Raw genomic sequence first — 20680 nt, forward strand, 5'->3', positions numbered from 1 at the left:
TACGAGACATGCCGGTGCAGCGAAGGCGCCCCAGCCGCCGGCACCTTGCATGCCGGCCGCTTCGACTCTGGCGCCTCGCGATGCCGCCCCGGGGCAGGGGCGGTGCGGCACCGGCCCGCAACAGGGGCCGGTGCGCCATGGACGATCGCTTAGAACGCGTCGCCCGGCACGCGCACCCAGCCTTCCATCAGCACGCGCGCGCTGCGGCTCATGATGGCCTTGGTCACGACCCATTCGCCGTCGACCTGGCTGGCTTCCGCGCCCACGCGCAGCGTGCCGGAGGGGTGGCCGAAGCGCACCGCGTTGCGCTCGCCGCCGCCGGCGGCGAGGTTGACCAGCGTGCCGGGGATGGCGGCAGCGGTGCCGATAGCGACGGCGGCGGTGCCCATCATGGCGTGGTGCAGCTTGCCCATCGACAGCGCGCGCACCAGCAGGTCGACGTCGCCGGCGGCCACGCGCTTGCCGCTGGAGGCGGTGTAGTCCTTGGGCTTGGAGACGAAGGCGACCTTGGGCGTGTGCTGGCGCTTGGCCGCTTCGCTGCTGTCCTGGATCAGGCCCATGCGCACCGCGCCCCAGGCGCGGATGGTCTCGAAGCGGGCCAGTGCCTTGGCGTCGCCGTTGATGTCGTCCTGCAACTCGGTGCCCTGGTAGCCGATCGCTTCGGCTTCGAGGAAGATGGTCGGGATGCCGGCGTTGATCATGGTGGCCTTGAAGGTGCCCACGCCGGGCACTTCGAGGTCGTCGACCAGCTTGCCGGTGGGGAACATGGCGCCGCCGGCGCCTTCTTCCTCGGCGGCCGGGTCCATGAACTCGAGCTGCACCTCGGCGGCGGGGAAGGTCACGCCGTCGAGTTCGAAGTCGCCGGTTTCCTGCACTTCGCCGTTGGTGATGGGCACGTGGCCGATGATGGTCTTGCCGATATTGGCCTGCCAGATGCGCACGGTGGCGACGCCGTTGTGCGGGATGCGGGCAGGGTCGACCAGGCCGGCGCTGATGGCGAAGGGGCCGACCGCGGCGGACAGGTTGCCGCAGTTGCCGCTCCAGTCGACGAAGGGCTGGTCGATCGCGACCTGGCCGAACAGGTAGTCGACGTCGTGATCGGGCCGGATGCTCTTGGCGATGATCACCGTCTTGCTGGTGCTGGAGGTGGCGGCGCCCATGCCGTCGATCTGCTTGCCGTAGGGATCGGGGCTGCCGATCACGCGCATCAGCAGTTTGTCGCGTGCCGGGCCGGGCACCTGGGCTGCCTCGGGCAGGTCCTGCAGGCGGAAGAACACGCCCTTGCTGGTGCCGCCGCGGATGTAGGTGGCGGGAATCTTGATCTGGGGTACGTGGGCCATGGAATGGGTATCCTGGAAAAACGGGCGGTGCGTTGCCGCACCGCCCGATAGATTACGCCTGGGATGACGCGCGCAATGATGCCTGCGCCAGCGCCTGGGATGGCGCCTGCGCGCCGGCGCGGTCCCGGCGCATGCGCATGCTCAGGCCGCGGCCTTGGAAGACTCGAGGAAGTCCTGCGCGAAGCGCTGCAGCACGCCGCCGGCTTCGTAGATCGAGACTTCTTCGTCGCTGTCCAGGCGGCAGGTCACCGGCACTTCGACGCGCTCGCCGTTCTTGCGGTGGATGACCAGGGTCAGGTCCGCGCGCGGCTTGCGCGCGCCGATCACGTCGTAGGTCTCGGTGCCGTCCAGGCCCAGCGTCAGGCGGTTCACGCCCGGCTTGAACTCCAGCGGCAGCACGCCCATGCCGATCAGGTTGGTGCGGTGGATGCGCTCGAAGCCTTCCGCCACGATGGCTTCCACGCCGGCCAGGCGCACGCCCTTGGCGGCCCAGTCGCGCGAGGAGCCCTGGCCATAGTCCGCGCCGGCGATGATGATCAGCGGCTGCTTGCGGTCCATGTAGGTCTCGATGGCCTCCCACATGCGCACCACCTTGCCTTCCGGCTCGATGCGCGCCAGCGAACCCTTCTTGACCTGGCCGTCGACCACGGCCATTTCATTGATCAGGGTCGGGTTGGCGAAGGTCGCGCGCTGTGCCGTGAGGTGGTCGCCGCGGTGGGTCGCGTAGGAGTTGAAGTCCTCCTCCGGCAGGCCCATCCTGGCCAGGTACTCGCCGGCCGCGCTGTTGGCCAGGATGGCGTTGGACGGCGACAGGTGGTCGGTGGTGATGTTGTCGCCCAGCACCGCCAGCGGGCGCAGGCCCTGCAGCGTGCGCTCGCCGGCCAGCGCGCCTTCCCAGTACGGGGGGCGGCGGATATAGGTGCTCTGCGCGCGCCAGTCGTACAGCGGGCTGGTCTGCGGGCCGGACTCGACGGCGAAGCTGAACATCGGGTCGTAGACCTTGCGGAACTGCTCCGGCTTGACGCTGCGCGCGACGATGGCGTCGATTTCCTCGTCGCTCGGCCAGATGTCCTTCAGGTAGACCGGCTTGCCGTCCTGGTCGGTGCCCAGCACGTCCTGCTCGATGTCGAAGCGGATGGTGCCGGCGATGGCGTAGGCGACCACCAGCGGCGGCGAGGCCAGGAAGGCCTGCTTGGCATACGGGTGGATGCGGCCGTCGAAGTTGCGGTTGCCGGACAGCACCGCGGTGGCGTACAGGTCGCGCTCGATGATCTCCTGCTGGATCTTGGGATCCAGCGCGCCCGACATGCCGTTGCAGGTAGTGCAGGCAAAGGCGACGATGCCGAAGCCGAGCGCTTCCAGGTCGGGCAGCAGGTCGGCTTCTTCCAGGTAGAGCTGCACGGCCTTCGAGCCGGGCGCGAGCGAGCTCTTGACCCAGGGCTTGCGCGCCAGGCCGCGTGCCTTGGCATTGCGCGCCAGCAGGCCGGCGGCGATCACGTTGCGCGGGTTGCTGGTGTTGGTGCAGCTGGTGATGGCGGCGATGATGACGGCGCCGTCGGGCATCTGCCCCGGCACTTCCTCCCACTTGCCGGCGATGCCGCGCGCGGCCAGGTCGGAGGTGGGCAGGCGCTTGTGCGGATTGGACGGGCCGGCCATGTTGCGCACCACGCTCGACAGGTCGAACTTGAGCACGCGCTCGTACTCGGCGTCCTTGAGCGTGTCGGCCCACAGGCCGGCGGTCCTGGCGTAGGTCTCGACCAGCTTGACCTGTTCGTCGTCGCGGCCGGTCAGGCGCAGGTAGTCGAGGGTCTGGCCGTCGATGAAGAACATCGCGGCGGTGGCGCCATACTCGGGCGCCATGTTGGAGATGGTGGCGCGGTCGCCCAGGGTCAGGCTGGCGGCGCCTTCGCCGCGGAATTCGAGGTAGGCGCCGACCACTTTTTCCTTGCGCAGGAACTCGGTCAGGGCCAGCACGATGTCGGTGGCGGTGATGCCGGGCTGGCGGCGGCCGCTCAGCTCGACGCCGACGATGTCGGGCAGGCGCATCCACGAGGCGCGGCCCAGCATCACGTTCTCGGCTTCCAGGCCGCCCACGCCGATGGCGATCACGCCCAGCGCGTCCACGTGCGGGGTGTGGCTGTCGGTGCCGACGCAGGTGTCGGGGTAGGCCACGCCGTTCTGCGCCTGGATCACCGGAGACATCTTCTCCAGGTTGATCTGGTGCATGATGCCGTTGCCCGGGGGGATCACGTCGACGTTCTGGAAGGCCTTCTTGGTCCAGTTGATGAAGTCGAAGCGGTCTTCGTTGCGGCGGTCCTCGATGGCGCGGTTCTTGGCGAAGGCATCGGGGTCGAAGCCGCCGCATTCCACCGCCAGCGAGTGGTCGACGATGAGCTGCACCGGCACCACCGGGTTGACCTTGGCGGGATCGCCGCCCTGGTCGGCGATGGCGTCGCGCAGGCCGGCCAGGTCGACCAGCGCGGTCTGGCCGAGGATGTCATGGCACACCACGCGGGCGGGGAACCAGGGGAAATCGAGGTCGCGGCGGCGCTCGATCAGCTGCTTCAGCGAATCGGTCAACGTGGCCGGATCGCAGCGGCGCACGAGGTTCTCGGCCAGCACGCGCGAGGTGTAGGGCAGTTTGTCGTAGGCACCCGGCTGGATTGCCTCGACCGCGGCGCGCGCGTCGAAGAAGTCCAGCTTGGTGCCCGGCAGAGGTTTGCGGTTTGCAGTATTCATGGCGTGGGGAGGATGCAGTGCGGTGACCGGTGGCCCGAGGGCCGGCCCGGCATGGCGCCGGGTCGGCCTGGCTGCGTATCAGCGCTTCTCGATCGGCACGAACTTCAGGTTATCCGGCCCGGTGTAGTTGGCGCTGGGGCGGATGATCTTGTTATCGATGCGCTGCTCGATGATGTGCGCGGCCCAGCCCGAGGTGCGCGCGATGACGAACAGCGGGGTGAACATGGCGGTGGGCACGCCCATCATGTGGTAGCTGACGGCGCTGAACCAGTCCAGGTTGGGGAACATCTTCTTGATGTCCCACATCACGGTCTCCAGGCGCTCGGCGATGTCGAACATCTTCATCGAGCCGGCGTCCTTGGACAGATTGCGCGCGACTTCCTTGATGACCTTGTTGCGCGGGTCGCCGATGGTGTACACCGGGTGGCCGAAGCCGATCACCACTTCCTTGTTCTCCACGCGGCGCGTGATGTCGGCCTGGGCCTCGTCGGGGGTGTCGTAGCGCTTCTGGATCTCGAAGGCCACTTCGTTGGCGCCGCCGTGCTTCGGGCCGCGCAGCGCGCCGATGGCGCCGCAGATCGACGAGTACATGTCCGAGCCGGTGCCGGCGATGACGCGGCCGGTGAAGGTCGAGGCGTTGAACTCGTGCTCCGCGTACAGGATCAGCGAGGTGTGCATGGCGCGCTCCCACAGGGCCGAGGGCTTCTCGCCGTGCAGCAGGTGCAGGAAGTGGGCGCCGATGGAGTCGTCGTCGGTCTCGACCTCGATGCGGCGGCCGTTGTGGCTGTAGTGGTACCAGTACAGCAGCATCGAGCCGAGGCTGGCCATCAGGCGGTCGGCGATGTCGCGCGCGTCGGGGGTGTTGTGGTCGTCCTTCTCGGGCAGCACGGTGCCGAGCACGGACACGCCGGTGCGCATCACGTCCATCGGGTGGGCGCTGGCGGGCACCCATTCGAGGGCGGCCTTGACGTTGGCGGGCAGGCCGCGCAGGGCCTTGAGCTTGGTCTTGTAGGCGCGCAGCTCGGCCTTGGTGGGCAGCTTGCCGTGCACCAGCAGGTGGGCGATCTCCTCGAATTCGCAGGCATCGGCGATGTCGAGGATGTCGTAGCCGCGGTAGTGCAGGTCGTTGCCGCTGCGGCCGACCGTGCACAGCGCGGTGTTGCCGGCGGTCACGCCGGACAGGGCCACGGACTTCTTGGGCTTCGGAGCGACTTGCGGTTGCGCTTCGGACATGTTGTGGGTCTCCTTGGTTTCCTGGTGCGGGAATGTCTGGTGCGGGAATCGTCCGGGCACCGCCGCCGCGCCATCGCGCGGCACGCCGGCCCCCCGGAGCGGATACAAGCGGATATGAGAGCTTACTTGGCCTTGCCTTGGGCGAACAGGGCGTCGAGCTTCTGCTCGAAAGCATGGTAGCCGATGCTCTCGTACAGTTCAGCGCGCGTCTGCATGGTGTCGACCACGTTTTTCTGGGTGCCGTCGCGGCGGATGGCCAGGAAGACGTTCTCGGCGGCCTTGTTCATGGCACGGAAGGCCGACAGCGGGTAGAGCGCCATGGCGATGCCGACGCCGCGCAGGTCGTCCACGGTGAACAGCGGCGTGGCGCCGAACTCGGTCAGGTTGGCCAGCACCGGCACCTTCACCGCCTCGACGAACTGCCGGTACATGCCCAGCTCGGTCATGGCTTCCGGGAAGATGGCGTCGGCGCCGGCTTCCACGCAGGCCACGGCGCGCTCGATGGCCTTGTCCAGGCCTTCCACGGCGAGCGCGTCGGTGCGGGCCATGATGACGAAGTTGGGGTCGGTGCGGGCGTCGACGGCGGCCTTGATGCGGTCGACCATCTCGCCCTGGCTGACGATTTCCTTGTTGGGACGGTGGCCGCAGCGCTTGGCGCCGACCTGGTCCTCGATGTGCATGGCGCCGGCGCCCGCCTTGATCAGGGAGCGGGTGGTGCGCGCCACGTTGAAGGCCGAGGAGCCGAAGCCGGTGTCGACGTCGACCAGCAGCGGCGTATCGCACACATCGGTGATGCGGCGCACATCGGTCAGCACATCGTCCAGGCCGGAAATGCCGAGATCGGGCAGTCCCAGCGAGCCCGCGGCCACGCCGCCGCCCGACAGGTAGATGGCGCGGTAGCCGGCGCGCTTGGCCAGCAGGGCGTGGTTGGCATTGATGGTGCCGACGATCTGCAGCGGCTGCTCGTCGGCCAGGGCCTGGCGGAAGCGGGCGCCGGCGGAGCGGGCCAGTTCGGAAGCGGTGAAAGTCATGGGCGGTTGCCTGGGTTGCCTATTGGGACGGAACGATATGTACGAATCTCGGCGAGACACCCATCCAGCGCAAAGCCTGTGCCAGGGCCGTCCACGGCGCTGCGGGAATACCCGCCAGCCCTTGCCGGTGCTGGGTTGGCGCCATTGCGGGTGGGCTCGCGGGACGCTCCGGGCGAGCGCGGATGCAGTCTCCGGCATTGCAAGCTGGAAATTTGCATTTCAATATTGAAATGCTGGAGGGCAAGGCGGACAATGGCCGCATGCAGCCGCCTTCCGGACCCGCCATGAGCAGCATCCTTCCCCCCAACGCCCGCCCGCGCATCTGGGCCATCGGCATCAGCCGCCTGTCGCGCGCCTTCGCCGACCTGATCCCCGCCTATGGCGGCCGGGCCGAGTTCCGCATCGTCGGCAAGGGCTACGAGGCCGCCGCCAGCGCCATCGTCCGCGAGGCACGCGAGGGCCGGCTCGACGCGGTGGTGGCGGGCGGCTCCAACGGCGCCTACCTGCGCCAGCACGTCGACGTGCCGGTGGTGCTGGTCAAGGTGACCGGATTCGATGTGATGAGCGCGCTGGCCACGGCCCGCCGCATCTCGCCCCAGGTGGCGCTGGTGACGCATGCCTCGACCTACGCCGAGGTCGACGAGTTCGTGCGCGCCTTCTCGCTCTCGATCCCGGCCTACACCTACCTGACCGAAGACGACGCCACGGCGCGCGTCAAGGCCCTGCGCCAGGAAGGCATCAAGGTGGTGGTGGGGCCCGGCCTGGTCACCGACCTGGCTGACAAGCACGGCCTGGTGGGCGTGTTCCTGTACTCGGGGGTATCGGTGCGCGGTGCGCTGGAAGATGCCATCGAGGCTGCCCGGCTGCGCCGCATCGAGGCGGCCCGTCGCGACTACGTCAACACCATCCTGGCGCACCTGAACGAAGGCGTGGCCGCGGTCGACGCGGAAGGGCGCATCCAGTCCTTCAACCCGGCCATGGAGCGTTTTCTCGGCACGCCGGCCGGCAACGCGGTGGGGCGCCGGCTGCAGCTGCTGGCGCCGGGCTTGTCGCTGGACGGCGTGATGCACAGCGGCGAAAAGGAGCTGGAGGCCATCCACAAGCTCGGCGACAAGATGGTGGTGGTCAACCGTATCCCCATCGCCGGCGAGGGCGGGGTGACCGGCGCGGTGCTGACCATCCAGGATGCCAATGCGATCCAGCGGGTCGACCGCAACCTGCGCTCGCGCAACCGCGCGCGGCCGGTCGGCGTGCGCTACAGCCTGGACGACCTGGCCGGCGCCTCGGCCGCCATGCAGCACCTGCGCGAGCTGGCGCGCCGCTACGCGGTGGTCGACTCCACCGTGCTGATCGGCGGCGAAAGCGGCACCGGCAAGGAAGTGCTGGCGCAAGGCATGCACGATGCCAGCCCGCGCCGTGCCTTTCCCTTCGTCGCGGTCAACTGCGCGGCCTTTCCAGAAGCCTTGCTCGAAAGCGAGCTGTTCGGCTACGAGGAGGGCGCTTTCACCGGCGCGCGGCGCGGCGGCAAGGCCGGCCTGTTCGAGTCGGCCCACAACGGCACGCTCTTTCTGGACGAGGTGGGCGACATGCCGCCTTCGCTGCAGACGAGGCTGCTGCGCGTGCTGCAGGAAAAGCAGGTGCTGCCGATCGGCGGGCTGGAGCCGGTGCCGGTCAATGTGCGGGTGATCGCCGCCACCCACCGCGACCTGGCCGCGATGGTGCGGGAAGGGGGCTTCCGCCAGGACTTGTACTACCGGCTCAATATCCTGCGCATCGAGATGCCGCCGCTGCGCGCGCGTGCCGGCGACCTGCCCGAACTGGCGGAACTGCTGTACCGCCGTGCCCAGGAGCGCCTGGGCCTGGCGCATCCGGGCGCGCTGCCCGCGCCGGTGCGGGCGCGCCTGGCGCACTACGGCTGGCCGGGCAATATCCGTGAGCTGGAGAACGTGACCGAGCGCATCGCCGTCCTGGTCGGCGGCCGCCGCCTGGCGGCCGGCGAACTGTTGCATGAGGTGCAGGGCGCGGTGCCCGAACTGTTCGCCGGGGCGGACGTGGCCGACCCGTCCGGCGCCGCCGCGCCCGCCGTGCCGGCCGAGGCGCCGCCGGCCGCCGCGCCCGCGCGGGTGGAGCGTCAACGGCAGGCGCCGCCGCAGTCGCTGGCGGGCGTGGCGCGCGCCAGCCAGGCCGAGCATATCCGCCAGGTGCTGGCCCAGTGCGGCGGTAATCGCACGCAGGCCTGCCACCTGCTCGGCATCAGCCCGACCACGCTCTGGCGCCGCCTGCGCGACGCGCCGGCGGACGAGGCTGCCTAGGCTGCCTGGACCGCTGACTCACTAATCCGGCGCGGCCCCGCTGGCCGGCGGCGGCTCGAGGCCCTTCGCGGCCAGCCATTCGGCATTGAACAGGCGGCCGAAGTACAGGTCGCCACGGTCGCACAGCAGGGTCACGATGGTGTGGCCGGGCCCCATCTGGCGCGCCAGCGCCACCGCCGCCGCCACATTGATGCCAGACGAGCCGCCGACGAACAGGCCTTCCTCGCGCAGCAGCCGATAGACCATGTCCACGCAGGCGCGGTCGTCGACGCGGATGGCGTCGTCGATCGGCGTGCCCTCCAGGTTGGCGGTGACGCGGCTCGAGCCGATGCCCTCGGTGATCGAGCTGCCTTCGACCTTGATTTCGTGGTGCTTGACGTAGTGGTAGAGCCCGCTGCCATGGGGGTCGGCCAGCACGATGCGCACATGCGGGCTGCGCTCCTTCAGGTAGCGCGCCACGCCGGCCAGGGTGCCGCCGGTGCCGGTGGCGCAGACAAAGGCGTGCAGGTGGCCGGCGGTGGCCTGCCAGATCTCGGGACCGGTGGTCTCGTAGTGGGCCTGGCGGTTGGCCAGGTTGTCAAACTGGTTGGCCCAGATGGCGTTCTCGATCTGCGCTGCGAGCCGCCCGGCGATCTTCTGGTAGTTGTCGGGATCGGCATAGGGCTTGGCCGGCACGGCCCGCACCTCGGCGCCGAGCAGGCGCAGCCGCGCCATCTTCTCCGGCGACTGGGTGTCGGGAATCACCACGATGCAGCGGTAGCCGCGCGCCGCGCAGAGGTGGGCCAGGCCGATGCCGGTATTGCCGGCCGTGCCTTCCACCACGGTGCCGCCGGGGCGCAGCGTGCCGCGGTGCTCGGCGTCGCGCAGGATGTAGAGCGCGGCGCGGTCCTTGACCGAGCCGCCCGGGTTGAGGAATTCCGCCTTGCCGAGGATATCGCAGCCGGTCTCGGCGCTGAGGCTTGCCAAGCGGATCAGCGGTGTATTGCCGATGGTGCCGACGAAGCCGTCCCTGACGCCCATGATGCACTCCCGGGCACGCCCGATGCGCGCCGTCCTCAGTGTGTGATAGGCGGCGGACCGGGCCTTGACAAGGGCGAGGTGGCGCGGGCGGGCGCCTGGGAGAGAGGACGTGCGGAGGAAAGGGTGCGCGCGGCGGGCGGGCCTGCCTCAGGCGGCCTGCAGCCAGCGGAAATGGATGTCGCCATCCAGGTAGTCGTCGCGCATGGCGTGGAAGTCACGCACATACTCGCTGTTCAGGTGGGATTCGAGCGCCCGCTTGGAATCCCACACCATGTAGAGCACGAAGACTTCGTGGTCTTCCGCGTCCTGGCCGACGTGGTAGCGCAGGCAACCGGGTTCGCTGGCCCCGCGCTGGCGCATCGAGGTCAGCTTGTCGACCAGCACTTCCCGGCGGTTGGCCTTGGCGCGGGCGATACCGACGAGCGTATAGGTTCCGGACATGGTGGGTCAGCGGGCTATCCAATCTCAGGGCGGCCGATTGTAGCGCCGCCGCCGCCTGCCGGTCCAATGCCCGAGGCCGGCGAACGGACATTGTGCAGAGCGCCTTGACAAGGCGCCGGCGCGGCGTTCCGGCACCAGAGTGCCGTCGGCGCCGCAGCGGGGGTGGCGGCGCCGGCCTTCTCAGGCCGCTTCCATCCACCGTGATGCCGGCCTGGCGGATGAAGGCGCCGTAGTGCGTGCGATCGGCGCGCTGGCGCTCGGCGAAGGCGCCGACAGGCATCGGCGCCAGGGCATCCTGCCGGAGCCCGCCGGACGCGGCTGGAGCCGCTGCGGCACGTTACCGCTTGAAGTGCCGCGCCCCACCGCGCCGCCGCGCCGCCGCGCTTGCGAGGCTAAAGACCGCATGCATCCTGCCGTTAATCGAGACCGGCGAAAACCACATGAAATGCCGGTTTGCCAGCAGATAGCCTAGGGGAGCATGCATGCTGAAACGGATCAGGGCGGAGCAGTTGGGGGTCGGGATGTTCGTCGCCAGGCTCGGCGGCCCGTGGATCAACCATCCATTCTGGCGCTCGCGCTTCCTGATCACCGAGGAAGATCAGATCCAGCAGATCGTCGGCGCGGGCGTGCAGGACGTCTGGATCGATATCCTCAAGGGGCGCAACGTGGCGGCCGCCGAAGCACCGCCACCGCCATCGCCGACGCCGGTGACGGGCGGCGAGAGCAGGGCGGTGCCACTGGAAGCCGAACTGGCGCGGGCACGCGAGATCGTCGCCAACGGCAAGTCCGTGGTCGGCTCCATGTTCGCCGCGGCGCGCATGGGCAAGGTGATGGAAGTGAGCGGCGCGCTGCTGCTGGTCGATTCGGCCTCCAGTTCGCTGTCGCGCCACGCGCAGGCGCTGATCGCGCTCGCCCGGCTCAAGACCAGGCATGACTACACCTATCTGCACTCCTTCGCCGTCTGCGCCCTGATGATCGCCACCGGCCGCGCGCTGGGCCTGCCGGATGCCGAAGTGCGCCAGCTCGGCCTGGGCGGACTGGTGCACGACATCGGCAAGGTCGCCGTGCCGGACACCATCCTGAACAAGACCGCGGCGATGACGGCGGCCGAGGAGGAGACCATGCGCCGCCATCCATCCGCAGGCTACCGCATCCTCAACGAGGCGCGGCTCTACACCCACATCCCGCTCGACGTCTGCATCCATCACCACGAGCGGGTCGACGGCCGGGGTTATCCTTTTGGCCTCGCCGCCCATGAGATCAGCCTGCACGCCAAGATTGCCGCGGTCTGCGACACCTACGATTCGCTGACCTCCAACCATCCCGGCCACCAGGCCTGGTCTCCGGCCCGCGCGATGGAGTACATCGCGGTGCGGGTCGATACCTTGTTCGACCGTACCGCCTTCCAGGCCTTTGCACGCTCAGTCGGCATCTATCCGGTCGGCACCGTGCTGCGCCTGGCGTCGAACCGGCTGGCCGTCGTGTGTGAGCAGAACCCCGCGGCACCGCTGCAGCCGGGCGCCATCGTCTTCCACTCGATCGCCGACGCGGCACCGCTGCCGGCGGAGCGCATCGAGCTGATCGACGGCAACGACAGCGTGCTGGCCTTCGAGAATGCGCGCGACTGGGGCTACACCGACGAGCAGATGCTGGCGCTGTGCGCCGATCCCGCGGGCGGCGCGCTGGGGCGCGAGCTGGCCGAGATCGCCGGGGGCTGACGTCCTGGGTCCACGAACTTATGATGCGGGGCACCGGCGTCCCACCGCCATCATCGGCGTCGCCCCTGCGGATGGGCAGGCGCGTCTGGCCTTCCGCATCATGACCGGCGTGTGACAGGCACAGGGGCAGGGCCGCTGCCGTGCCGCGTGCCGGGACGGCGGCCCGCGCTCCCTCGGGCTGGCGGGCCCGCCGCAGCGCGGGCGCGACGGGTGCGCGCGCGAGAACTTTTCCCCACCAAAGCGTGGCACCTACCGAAGCAGGGTAACGCCGGATTCCCCGGCACTCAATAATCCACACCAGCAAGCGTTGACCCCTTGCTACTTCCCGGTAGGGTGTAGGCACTCCCCGCGCCTACACCCTCTTTTTTCGCGGTGATCGCACCTTTCTCACCTGGTGCGCGAAGACCGCGCGGAAGACTGCCGCTACGCGCTGCGGGCGGCATTGGCACGGATCGACGCCGTCTTGTCTCGTGCGCATTCTCTCGCTGACCTACCCCGCTTGAGAAGGGAAAAGGTGCGGGCATCGATCCCCCAAAAGAGGGGAGCGATGAAATCTATTCTCACGCAGAATCTTCGACCGCCTAGCAAGTGTTTCGCGCATACGCGATCCGTTACGCGATCAGTCGATTCGGATCCTGGTCCCGCGCCGGCAGCGGTCCGGCGCCGTCCTCCCTGGGATTCACCGATGCGGATCGACTGGTTCCAGGCTTTCCCCGCCATCGGCGAAGGGATTTCCGGCGCGGCCTGCCGCCGCCCCCGCCAGGGCGCACTGCGGATATCGCGGAGTTTGGGATTGCCAGCGAATGCTGCTTGTTCTTGTTGCCGTTCTACCCATCATTGTTGTGCCGATGCATTTGCGGGTATCTCACCGCCCGCGGCGCAGCCGGGGCCTTGGGTTCCGATGCGAGGGCATCTCAAGTTCCACCAAGCGGTAAAAGGTATGGAAATAGAACAGAAGATAATATTCTCTGGTGAGCAATTGGATGTTTATTTTGCTTCTTATGTGGGTATGGAAGGGGGTAATCCCGCTGCGGCGATCTGGTTTTGCGATAGCACACCGCATCCCTGGACCGAATCGCTGCTGGCACCGCTGATTCCACGGCGGCATCCCGGCGCATGGGATGCCGCATTCCGCGCGACTAACCGCGAAGCCATGGAACGCTGGCAGTCGCACCAGAAGGTGGCGCGCATCATGTGCGCCGCGCGCACCCAGGTCCTCGGCCCGTCCCGAGAAATCAGCAGTTGGCAGGACTACTACGCCAATCATCTCTACGCACCGGGTGGCGCCGAATTCAAGCTGAGCCTGTTCCCGTTGCCGGCTCATCTGGTCGGCGACCAGCCCTGGTCGAAGGCCTTCCGCGGACAGCCCGAACTCGTGCCCAAGCAGCGCTACCTGGAGCGCTGCCGCAACGGCGGGCGTTTCCGCTTCATCAGCGAGATCCGGCGACGCTGGCGGCCCAAGCTCGTGGTCTGCCTGGGCGAGCGGCACCGTGAGGATTATGTGCGCGCCTTCGGCCTCGAGCGCGCCAGCGCACGCGACTACGTGCTGCAGCCCGCCGACCTGGCCAAGACCCTGCGCCTGTTCGAGGCCGACGGCACCACCTGGGTGATCTGTCCGGCGCTGGCGGGCGCGTCGGGGCTGACCTCGGACGTGCTGCTCGAGGCCATGGGCCGCTATATCGCGCGCTGGCTCGAGCCGGGCGATTTCCCGAACTGACGGCCGATCGGCGGCCGGCCCCGGCTCGCGGGACTGTCCGCCGCCGGCGCGCTGCGCTCAGTCGGGGGCTTCGCTGCGGATCAGCAGCACGGGCTTGCCGCTCTTGTGCAGTACGCCTTCGGCCACGCTGCCCATCACCAGGCGCTTCACGCCGCGTCGGCCATGGGTGCCGAGCACCAGCAGGTCGGCATCCCAGCGCACAGCCTCCTGGATGATGGTGTCGGAAATCATGCCGGGACCCACCGGCTTGTCGATCAGCCTGGTGCTGTGGCGCACGCCCTCGGCGGCAAGGCGCGCCGCGGCAGCCGACAGCGCTTCGTTGCCGGCAGCCATGATGCTGTCCATGATCTTGGACGGGTCGAAGTAGCCGACGTCGAAGAACAGATCGCTGTTGTCGGCGATGAAGATCGCCTCGACCTCGGCGCCGGTGGCCTTGGCGACCGTGATGGCCTGGCTCAGGGCCAGATCCGAGGAACGGCTGCCGTCGACGGCAAGCAGGATGCGCTGGTACATGGCAAGTCTCCAGGAAACGGGCAGGTTGTTGGGGGCGGGGCATCCCCGTGCCCCAAGGTTAGGTGATCGGGCGGCTGGCACATTGATGCCCGTCAAGACCGGCGGGGCCCGCCCGGGCGGACAAGCGCTTGCGCCGGCGAGGTGCCGGCGCGTGCGGTCATTGCATATGCTGGCCGCCGTTGATGGCGATATTGGCGCCGGTCACGTAACCGGCGTCATCGGAGCACAGGTAGGCGATCAACGCCGCCACTTCGTCCGGGCGCCCCAGGCGCCCGACCGGGATCTGCGGCAGGATCTTGGCCTGCAGGATCTCGGCCGGCACATCGGTCACCATCTTGGTCGCCAGGTAGCCCGGTGACACCGTGTTGACGGTCACCCCCTTGCCGGCCAGTTCCAGCGCCAGGGATTTCGTGAAGCCATGCATGCCCGCCTTGGCCGCGGCGTAGTTGGCCTGGCCGAAGGCACCCTTGGAACCGTTGACCGAAGAGATATTGATGATCCGTCCCCAGCCGCGTGTGCTCATGCCGTCGGTGAAGGGCTTGGTCATATGGAAGACCGAATCCAGGTCGGTGCGCAGCACGTCATCCCACTCCGCCTTCTCCATGCGCTTGAAGGTCCGGTCGCGCGTGATGCCGGCATTGTTGACGAGGATGTCGACCGTGCCGAAGCGCGCCAGGATCTCGCTGGCGCAGCGCTGGCAGTCGTCATAGTCGGCCACGTCGACACCGAAGGCGGCGAAGTCGCGGCCCTCCGCGCGCTGGCCGTCCAGCCACGCCTGCACATGATCGTTGACGGGCGAGTGGGTCACGATGACGCGGTGGCCGGCGGCATGCAGGCGGGCGGCGATGGCCTCGCCGAGGCCGCCCATGCCGCCCGTCACCAGGGCGATACGCGCATTCCGCTCATTCGCCACGGCGGCTCCTTGCGCGCGCCGCCGCTTCGTGGCCGGCCGCGCCGTTGCCATGCGCCGCGTTCGGCTGCAGGAAGGCATTGGTCAGCACCGAATTGAACTGGCCGAAGCGGTCGAACCACTCCTGCACCGGCGCGGGCATCGGCATCGCGAACTGCGGGCCGGCGGTGGCATTGCCCTGCAGTTTCTGCCAGCTATCGCCGGCTTCGCGCAGATGCTCGGCCAATTCGGCCTGGTTGTGGCTGGCCAGCGCCGTGTATTCCTCGCAGAGGCGCGTGTACTGCTCGGTCTGCTGGCGCATCAGCGCCGCCGGCAGCGCCGCCAGGTCGGCGACGGTGCCGGCGTGCGATACCTCGTTGACGATTTCCTTCGAGCCGGCGATGGCCTGGTCGACCGCCTTGAGCTGGAACGCCAGCAGGCGCTGCTGGCGCTCCAGCATCAGCAGGGTGCCGCGTAGCGCAGCCTGCATGCCGGTGCGGAATACTTCCAAGGGAATGTCGTTGGGATTTGCCATGGAGGCCTCCTGGTTGGCTTGGCGACGTGGACGGGGCATTGCGCGGCGGCGATGCCGCCGTGGCGCATGGCCGCATGCCCCGGAGGGCGCGGGCCGCGTGGTAAGGAATGACTCATTCTAGGCAGTGTGGCCGGCGGCGGATTGATACGTATCAATTTCATTGCCAAGGAGCGGCACCGCACGGCGTGGCAAGGCGCGGATCGCGGCAGAAGGCGCCGCCAGCCCGAAGAAAGAGGGGAATGCCACAAGCTACGCGGCAAGGTGCGGCGAGGTGCGGCGAGGTGCGGCGAGGTGCGGGGGCGTCGGCCGGCTTGATGTGTATCAAGCTCGTGCCGGGCGCAATGCCTAGACTATCGGCAAGGTGCGCGCCGCGCAGGTAAGGTTCCGCCCGTCCCGGGCCGCGCGCCGCGTTGCAGCCACCCGCGTTGCGGCCACTTATCCAACGCTTCGGCAAGGCAGGACAGACATGGAAAACACCGTCATCGTCTTCTACTCGCGCACCGGTACCACGCGCCAGGTGGCCGAGCAGCTGGCGGCCCAACTCGGCGCCGAGGTCCATGAGGTGCGTGACGTGAGCAGCCGCGCCGGCCTGGCGGGAGACGTGCGCTGCGTGGTCGATAACCTGCTGCAACGCCATGTCGCCTACGCCTACGACGGCCGGCCGCTCGCGGCTTATGACCAGGTGGTGCTGCTCACGCCGATCTGGATCGGCCGGCTGGCCGCGCCGATGCGCAGTTTCCTCGCCGACCAGGGGCGCGTGCAGGGACGGCTCGCGGTGGTCTGCCTGATGGCCTCGCGCGGCGCTTTCAACGCCATCGAGGAAGTGGCGCGGCTGAGCGGCAAGGTGCCGCAGCCGGTGCTGGCCCTGCTGCAACGCCAGGTGCAGACGGGCGAGGCGCGCGAGATGCTGGATGGCTTCGTCGGCCAGATCGCGGCCGCCGCGCAGGCGGACGGCGGCGCACGGCGCGCCTGGCTGTCGCCGCACGAGGCCTGAGCCTGGCGCCGGCCTGACCGCCGCGGCCTCCCTTCGCACGGATGGCGATGCAACTCCGCTTCCTCGGTGCCACCGATACCGTGACCGGCTCGAAGTATGTGCTGGAAGCGGGTGATCGCCGCGTCATGATCGACTGCGGCCTGTTCCAGGGCTACAAGGCGCTGCGCCTGCGCAACTGGGACCCGCTGCCGCTCGACCCTGCGAGCCTGGACGCGGTGGTGCTGACCCATGCCCACCTGGACCACAGTGGCTACCTGCCGTTGCTGGTGCGCCGGGGTTTCCGCGGACGTGTCTACTGCACCGAAGGCACGGCACGACTGTGCGAGATCCTGCTGGCAGACAGTGCGCGGCTGGCCGAGGAAGACGCGCACGACGCCAACCGGCACGGCTACTCCAAGCACAAGCCGGCGCTGGCACTGTATGGTATGGCCGACGCCGCGCGCGCGCTGCGGCATCTGCAGCCGACCGGATTCGGCGCGCGCTTTCCCGTCGCACGGGGGATCGAGGTGGAATTCCGCCATGCCGGCCACATCATCGGCGCCGCCATCGTCGTGCTCCACGTCGACGGCCGGCGCCTGGTGTTCTCCGGCGACCTCGGCCGCCAGCACGACGTGGTGATGCAGGCGCCGGAGACCGTGGGCGAAGGCGACTGCCTGCTGGTCGAATCCACCTACGGCAACCGCCAGCACAGTACCGAGGACCCGCTCGACACCATCTCGCGCATCGTCGAGCGCACCGCCGCCCAGGGCGGCACGCTGCTGATCCCGACCTTCGCGGTCGGGCGCGCGCAGAGCCTGCTGTACTGCCTCCACCGCCTGCAAGTGCAGGGCCGCCTGCCCGACGTGCCGGTCTACCTGAACAGCCCGATGGCGCGCGACGCCACCCAGGTGTTCTGGCTGCATCAGGACGAACTGCGCATCGGCCGGGCCGAATGCAATGCGGCCTGCTCGCTGCCCATCTATGTGCGCAGCGTGGAAGAGTCGATCCGCCTGAACGAGAATCGCGCCGCCAAGATCATCCTGGCCGGCAGCGGCATGGCGACCGGCGGACGCATCCTGCATCACCTGGAGGCTTTCGGGCCGGACCCGCGCAACTGCATCCTGCTGTCGGGCTTCCAGGCCGGCGGCACGCGCGGGGCGGCGCTGGCCGGCGGCGCCCGCTTGCTGCGCATCCACGGCAAGGAAGTGCCCATCAACGCCAATGTCGAGCAGTTGACCAGCCTGTCCGCGCATGCCGATGCCGACGAGATCCTGGCCTGGCTGCGCGGCTTCGCCAGGGCACCGCGGCGCACCTTCATCGTCCATGGCGAGCCGGATGGCGCCGATGCGCTGCGCCAGCGCATCGAACACGAACTAGGCTGGCCCGTGACGATGCCCGAATACCGGGGCGTCTATCCGCTCGAGTGAGCCAAGGTGCCCGGCGCCGCATCGAGCGTCGAGGCGACAGCGTTGCGGCCGCCGCGCTTGGCCGCGTAGAGCAGGGCGTCGGTGCGCTTGAGCAGCGCATCCAGTCCTTCGCCGTCCTCGAGCGCGGCCACGCCGAAGCTGGCCGTCACGCGCTCCGACGCCGGCAGCATGGGCCACGGCATGGTTTCGAACGCGCGGCGCAGCCGCTCGGCCAGGCTGCCGGCGCCCGCGGCGTCGGTGTCCGCCAGCAGCACGGCGAACTCCTCTCCGCCGATGCGGGCGGCGACGTCGCGCTGGCGCACGCATTGGGCGATGACCGCGCCGAAGCCCGCCAGCACGGCATCGCCGGCGGTGTGGCCGTAGGCATCATTGATGCGCTTGAAGTGATCGATGTCGGCCAGCACCAGGCTCAGCGGCCGGCCGCCGCGCGGCGGGATGGCCTGCCGCGCCAGGTTCTCGAAGCCGCGGCGGTTGCGCAGTTGGGTCAAGGCGTCGGTGTCGCGCTCGCTGCGCAGCGCATCGAAGACGTCGGACACCGCTGCCGCGAAGATGGCCAATGACAGCGCCACATTGAGCAGAGCCTGGCCCAACAGGAAGAAGAGCCAGTACGGCGCCTGGCTGAAGGCGCAGGGATCCTTCCCGATCGGTGACAACAGGTTCAGCACCAGGCGCGGCACGAAGCTGAAGGCGAACAGGAGGAAGATCCAGTACAGCACGCGGTCGACCTGACGGCCATGGCGCAGCTTGCCGAGCCGGGCCGCACCGCTCAGCAGGACCAGGGCCGCGGCACCGTTGTGGATGTAGGTGCGCGCCACCACGTGGGGATCGATGAAGTGGAAATAGGCCAGGGCGGCAAGCTGCAGCAGCGCCACCGCCAGCACCGGCACCGCATCGAAGCGTGCCCCGGCGCGCAACAGCATGCCCCGTTGCAGCAGTACCGTGCTGCAGGCATAGAGCAGGCCCGCGGGCATGGTGTTCCAGGCGAAGTCGCGCGGCGGCCAGAATACCTGGGAGGTGGCGGCCAGTCCGTAGAGGAAGAAGGCAGCGCACACCGACAGCAGATAGCGGTGCGTGCGCTGGCAGGCCCACGCCACCAGACAGCATGAGGAGAAGATCAGCGCGACCGCTGGATTCCCGAGCGCCAGAGCCTGGCCGGTGCAAAGCAACACGATGGCTCCCGTCCCCGTATTCCCGAATTTCCGTTGACCCGTATTTGTGCGCGCGTTGGCGCGTCTGTTCTGCTCGCCCGGCTTGCGGCTGCCGGGCGAGAGGTCGATCCGGTACGTGCGCGGTGCCGCCCGGTCTCGGCCATGCACGGCATTCTAGCGGCATGTGCCACTTCCGTTGCACCACCTCGGCGCCGGAACGGTAAGGAATGGCAAACGATGGTAAGAGCCGGGCGCGAAATTGCTTCTTTTGCCCCCTGTTGGAGGGGTATGCAATGGATGGGGCCGGCGCAACGACGGCTGCCGGCGTCCGATGACTGGCTACCAGCGCGACAGCTTGGCCAGGATGGAAGCTGGAAGCGCGGATATTGTCGACGTGCCCGGCCGTGCGCGCCGCGGCATCGGCGGTGTCGCCGCGCGCGAGCGCATCGATCATGGCGAGGTGTTCGCGGCAGACCGGCTCCAGCCGGCGCTCCAGCCGCTTGAGCGAGAACATGCGGGTCTTGCGCCGCAGCTCGGCGATGCTGGCGGGGCCGCGCATCGTCCATAATCCCATGCCAAACGCGGCGCGCCCGGGCCGCAGCGCATCCGACCATTGTTCCGGCCACCGGTCGACAAGCCATCCGATCACCTATCCGACAACCAGAACGAGGATCCTCCAGCATGCAATCCGTCTTCCATCTCGCCTTCAACGTCACCGATCTCACCGAGGCACGCCGCTTCTACGGTGACGTGCTGGGCTGCCGCGAAGGCCGCAGCACCGAGACCTGGGTCGACTTCGACTTCTTCGGCCACCAGATCTCGCTGCACCTGGGCCAGCCTTTCCAGACCGCGCGCACCGGCCACGTCGGCGACGCGCTGGTGCCGATGCCGCACTTCGGCATCATCCTGCTGCTGCCTGACTGGCAGGCACTGGCGGCGCGCCTGCAGGCGGCCGGCACCGACTTCGTGCTCGCGCCGCAGGTGCGTTTCGAAGGCGAGCCGGGCGAGCAGTGGACCATGTTCTTCACCGATCCCTTCGGCAACCCGATCGAGGTCAAGGGCTTCCGCGACTGGGAGGCGGTGTACGCGCACTGAAACCCTGGCGGCGGGCAGCGCCGGCATTGCTTGATGCCGCGCACCAGGCGCGCGCTGTTCTCGGTCACCACGTCCCATGACACCGACCTGGTGTCGATCATGGCGCGGATCTTGGCCACCTGCGGATCGCGGTGTCCTCATTGACACGGATGCCGCGCTTTCCTGTGCGAAGGGCTTGAGCCATGCCGCGCGGATCGCATTCTGGTAGGCACCGCCCCAGCTGGCGAAATTGAGATCGGCGGCGTGTGCCGCCAGCGGTACGCAGAGGATGCGGAGGAGGCTGTGCGATGCCGGGCACGCCGCCTCGCACTGGCCCCAGCGCCCCGGAGGGCCTTGAGCCGCCTGCCGCTGCGCCCGGCGGGCGCGTGTAGAAGCGGCAAGCCGGCGTGGCGTGCGGACGGTGCGCGCACGTCCCGCGGCATGGCGCTGACACCGCCCGGCGCGCACCGTGCTGCGCGCGCCGACGCACCGGGGCGCGGCCGGAGGGCCGGGGCGGATCGATCCTGGTGCGTAGGTCCGCGATGCCGTGCGCCGGCCTGCGCCCCGAAC

Annotated in this window: 17 protein-coding genes; 7 read left to right on the forward strand and 10 right to left on the reverse strand. The window is 68.9% G+C overall.

The features are described from left to right. Nucleotides 1-149 precede the first annotated feature (149 nt). From prpF to prpB, 4 genes are all read right to left on the reverse strand, one after another. Complete coding sequence (gene prpF, locus BKK81_RS10125) at nucleotides 150-1340, reverse strand: 2-methylaconitate cis-trans isomerase PrpF (protein ID WP_071012564.1); 1191 nt, start codon at nucleotides 1338-1340, stop codon at nucleotides 150-152. 141 nt (nucleotides 1341-1481) lie between these two features. Beyond that, entirely contained in the window at nucleotides 1482-4079 is a 2598-nt protein-coding gene (gene acnD, locus BKK81_RS10130; RefSeq protein WP_071012566.1) for a Fe/S-dependent 2-methylisocitrate dehydratase AcnD, read from the reverse strand. Nucleotides 4080-4157: 78 nt separating this feature from the next. Next, a complete protein-coding gene (prpC, locus tag BKK81_RS10135) occupies nucleotides 4158-5312 on the reverse strand; it encodes a bifunctional 2-methylcitrate synthase/citrate synthase (RefSeq protein ID WP_071016301.1) in 1155 nt (384 codons plus the stop codon). Nucleotides 5313-5434: 122 nt separating this feature from the next. Next, a complete protein-coding gene (gene prpB / locus BKK81_RS10140; protein WP_071012567.1) occupies nucleotides 5435-6343 on the reverse strand; it encodes a methylisocitrate lyase in 909 nt (302 codons plus the stop codon). A 284-nt stretch (nucleotides 6344-6627) separates the two neighbouring features. Between prpB and prpR the strand changes: the two genes are divergently transcribed. After that, the gene (gene prpR / locus BKK81_RS10145; RefSeq protein WP_083384216.1) at nucleotides 6628-8655 is read left to right on the forward strand and encodes a propionate catabolism operon regulatory protein PrpR; all 2028 of its coding nucleotides are present in this window, start codon (nucleotides 6628-6630) and stop codon (nucleotides 8653-8655) included. A gap of 21 nt (nucleotides 8656-8676) precedes the next feature. Here prpR and BKK81_RS10150 read toward each other — a convergent pair whose 3' ends face one another. Together BKK81_RS10150 and BKK81_RS10155 are read right to left on the reverse strand one after the other, a co-directional pair. After that, on the reverse strand, nucleotides 8677-9675 hold the full coding sequence (locus BKK81_RS10150; protein ID WP_071012569.1) for a cysteine synthase A: 999 nt from the start codon (nucleotides 9673-9675) through the stop codon (nucleotides 8677-8679). A gap of 147 nt (nucleotides 9676-9822) precedes the next feature. Further along, entirely contained in the window at nucleotides 9823-10116 is a 294-nt protein-coding gene (locus tag BKK81_RS10155; protein WP_071012571.1) for a putative quinol monooxygenase, read from the reverse strand. A 482-nt stretch (nucleotides 10117-10598) separates the two neighbouring features. Between BKK81_RS10155 and BKK81_RS10160 the strand changes: the two genes are divergently transcribed. Both BKK81_RS10160 and BKK81_RS10165 read left to right on the forward strand, forming a co-directional pair. After that, nucleotides 10599-11834: an HD-GYP domain-containing protein gene (locus tag BKK81_RS10160; protein ID WP_071012573.1), complete on the forward strand. Its 1236-nt coding sequence runs from the start codon at nucleotides 10599-10601 to the stop codon at nucleotides 11832-11834. A 1153-nt stretch (nucleotides 11835-12987) separates the two neighbouring features. Then, a complete protein-coding gene (locus tag BKK81_RS10165) occupies nucleotides 12988-13551 on the forward strand; it encodes an XpsR family transcriptional regulator (protein ID WP_231907894.1) in 564 nt (187 codons plus the stop codon). A 57-nt stretch (nucleotides 13552-13608) separates the two neighbouring features. Here the strand turns inward: BKK81_RS10165 and BKK81_RS10170 are convergent, their stop codons facing one another. From BKK81_RS10170 to BKK81_RS10180, 3 genes are all read right to left on the reverse strand, one after another. Next, nucleotides 13609-14064, reverse strand: coding sequence for a universal stress protein (locus tag BKK81_RS10170; protein ID WP_071012576.1), 456 nt, complete (start codon nucleotides 14062-14064; stop codon nucleotides 13609-13611). Between the two features lie 157 nt (nucleotides 14065-14221). Beyond that, nucleotides 14222-14932, reverse strand: coding sequence for an acetoacetyl-CoA reductase (gene phbB, locus BKK81_RS10175; RefSeq protein ID WP_071016304.1), 711 nt, complete (start codon nucleotides 14930-14932; stop codon nucleotides 14222-14224). A 34-nt stretch (nucleotides 14933-14966) separates the two neighbouring features. After that, the gene (locus tag BKK81_RS10180) at nucleotides 14967-15488 is read right to left on the reverse strand and encodes a phasin family protein (protein WP_071012578.1); all 522 of its coding nucleotides are present in this window, start codon (nucleotides 15486-15488) and stop codon (nucleotides 14967-14969) included. 466 nt (nucleotides 15489-15954) lie between these two features. Between BKK81_RS10180 and BKK81_RS10185 the strand changes: the two genes are divergently transcribed. After that, nucleotides 15955-16482, forward strand: coding sequence for a flavodoxin family protein (locus tag BKK81_RS10185; RefSeq protein ID WP_071012579.1), 528 nt, complete (start codon nucleotides 15955-15957; stop codon nucleotides 16480-16482). Between the two features lie 47 nt (nucleotides 16483-16529). Then, the gene (locus BKK81_RS10190) at nucleotides 16530-17888 is read left to right on the forward strand and encodes an MBL fold metallo-hydrolase RNA specificity domain-containing protein (protein ID WP_071016306.1); all 1359 of its coding nucleotides are present in this window, start codon (nucleotides 16530-16532) and stop codon (nucleotides 17886-17888) included. Here BKK81_RS10190 and BKK81_RS10195 read toward each other — a convergent pair. Next, nucleotides 17873-19057 (reverse strand): GGDEF domain-containing protein, encoded by a 1185-nt coding sequence (locus BKK81_RS10195; RefSeq protein WP_071012581.1) that lies wholly within the window; start codon nucleotides 19055-19057, stop codon nucleotides 17873-17875. The two genes, BKK81_RS10190 and BKK81_RS10195, sit on opposite strands and share 16 nt — an antisense overlap. A 310-nt stretch (nucleotides 19058-19367) precedes the next feature. Between BKK81_RS10195 and BKK81_RS35305 the strand changes: the two genes are divergently transcribed. Together BKK81_RS35305 and BKK81_RS10205 are read left to right on the forward strand one after the other, a co-directional pair. Beyond that, nucleotides 19368-19604, forward strand: a complete 237-nt coding sequence (locus BKK81_RS35305; RefSeq protein WP_071012582.1) for a hypothetical protein — start codon at nucleotides 19368-19370, stop codon at nucleotides 19602-19604. A 113-nt stretch (nucleotides 19605-19717) separates the two neighbouring features. Beyond that, on the forward strand, nucleotides 19718-20131 hold the full coding sequence (locus BKK81_RS10205) for a VOC family protein (RefSeq protein ID WP_071012584.1): 414 nt from the start codon (nucleotides 19718-19720) through the stop codon (nucleotides 20129-20131). Nucleotides 20132-20680: the final 549 nt, after the last annotated feature.

This window comes from Cupriavidus sp. USMAHM13, assembly GCF_001854285.1.
Taxonomy (GTDB): Bacteria; Pseudomonadota; Gammaproteobacteria; order Burkholderiales; family Burkholderiaceae; genus Cupriavidus; species Cupriavidus malaysiensis.

Excerpts from the sequence above, each read along its gene's own strand:
- prpF (WP_071012564.1), bottom strand. The coding sequence starts at position 1,340 with ATGGCCCACGTACCCCAGATCAAGATTCCCGCCACCTACATCCGCGGC.
- acnD (WP_071012566.1), bottom strand. The coding sequence starts at position 4,079 with ATGAATACTGCAAACCGCAAACCTCTGCCGGGCACCAAGCTGGACTTC.
- prpC (WP_071016301.1), bottom strand. The coding sequence starts at position 5,312 with ATGTCCGAAGCGCAACCGCAAGTCGCTCCGAAGCCCAAGAAGTCCGTG.
- prpB (WP_071012567.1), bottom strand. The coding sequence starts at position 6,343 with ATGACTTTCACCGCTTCCGAACTGGCCCGCTCCGCCGGCGCCCGCTTC.
- prpR (WP_083384216.1), top strand. The coding sequence starts at position 6,628 with ATGAGCAGCATCCTTCCCCCCAACGCCCGCCCGCGCATCTGGGCCATC.
- BKK81_RS10150 (WP_071012569.1), bottom strand. The coding sequence starts at position 9,675 with ATGGGCGTCAGGGACGGCTTCGTCGGCACCATCGGCAATACACCGCTG.
- BKK81_RS10155 (WP_071012571.1), bottom strand. The coding sequence starts at position 10,116 with ATGTCCGGAACCTATACGCTCGTCGGTATCGCCCGCGCCAAGGCCAAC.
- BKK81_RS10160 (WP_071012573.1), top strand. The coding sequence starts at position 10,599 with ATGCTGAAACGGATCAGGGCGGAGCAGTTGGGGGTCGGGATGTTCGTC.
- BKK81_RS10165 (WP_231907894.1), top strand. The coding sequence starts at position 12,988 with ATGGAACGCTGGCAGTCGCACCAGAAGGTGGCGCGCATCATGTGCGCC.
- BKK81_RS10170 (WP_071012576.1), bottom strand. The coding sequence starts at position 14,064 with ATGTACCAGCGCATCCTGCTTGCCGTCGACGGCAGCCGTTCCTCGGAT.
- phbB (WP_071016304.1), bottom strand. The coding sequence starts at position 14,932 with ATGGGCGGCCTCGGCGAGGCCATCGCCGCCCGCCTGCATGCCGCCGGC.
- BKK81_RS10180 (WP_071012578.1), bottom strand. The coding sequence starts at position 15,488 with ATGGCAAATCCCAACGACATTCCCTTGGAAGTATTCCGCACCGGCATG.
- BKK81_RS10185 (WP_071012579.1), top strand. The coding sequence starts at position 15,955 with ATGGAAAACACCGTCATCGTCTTCTACTCGCGCACCGGTACCACGCGC.
- BKK81_RS10190 (WP_071016306.1), top strand. The coding sequence starts at position 16,530 with ATGCAACTCCGCTTCCTCGGTGCCACCGATACCGTGACCGGCTCGAAG.
- BKK81_RS35305 (WP_071012582.1), top strand. The coding sequence starts at position 19,368 with ATGACTGGCTACCAGCGCGACAGCTTGGCCAGGATGGAAGCTGGAAGC.
- BKK81_RS10205 (WP_071012584.1), top strand. The coding sequence starts at position 19,718 with ATGCAATCCGTCTTCCATCTCGCCTTCAACGTCACCGATCTCACCGAG.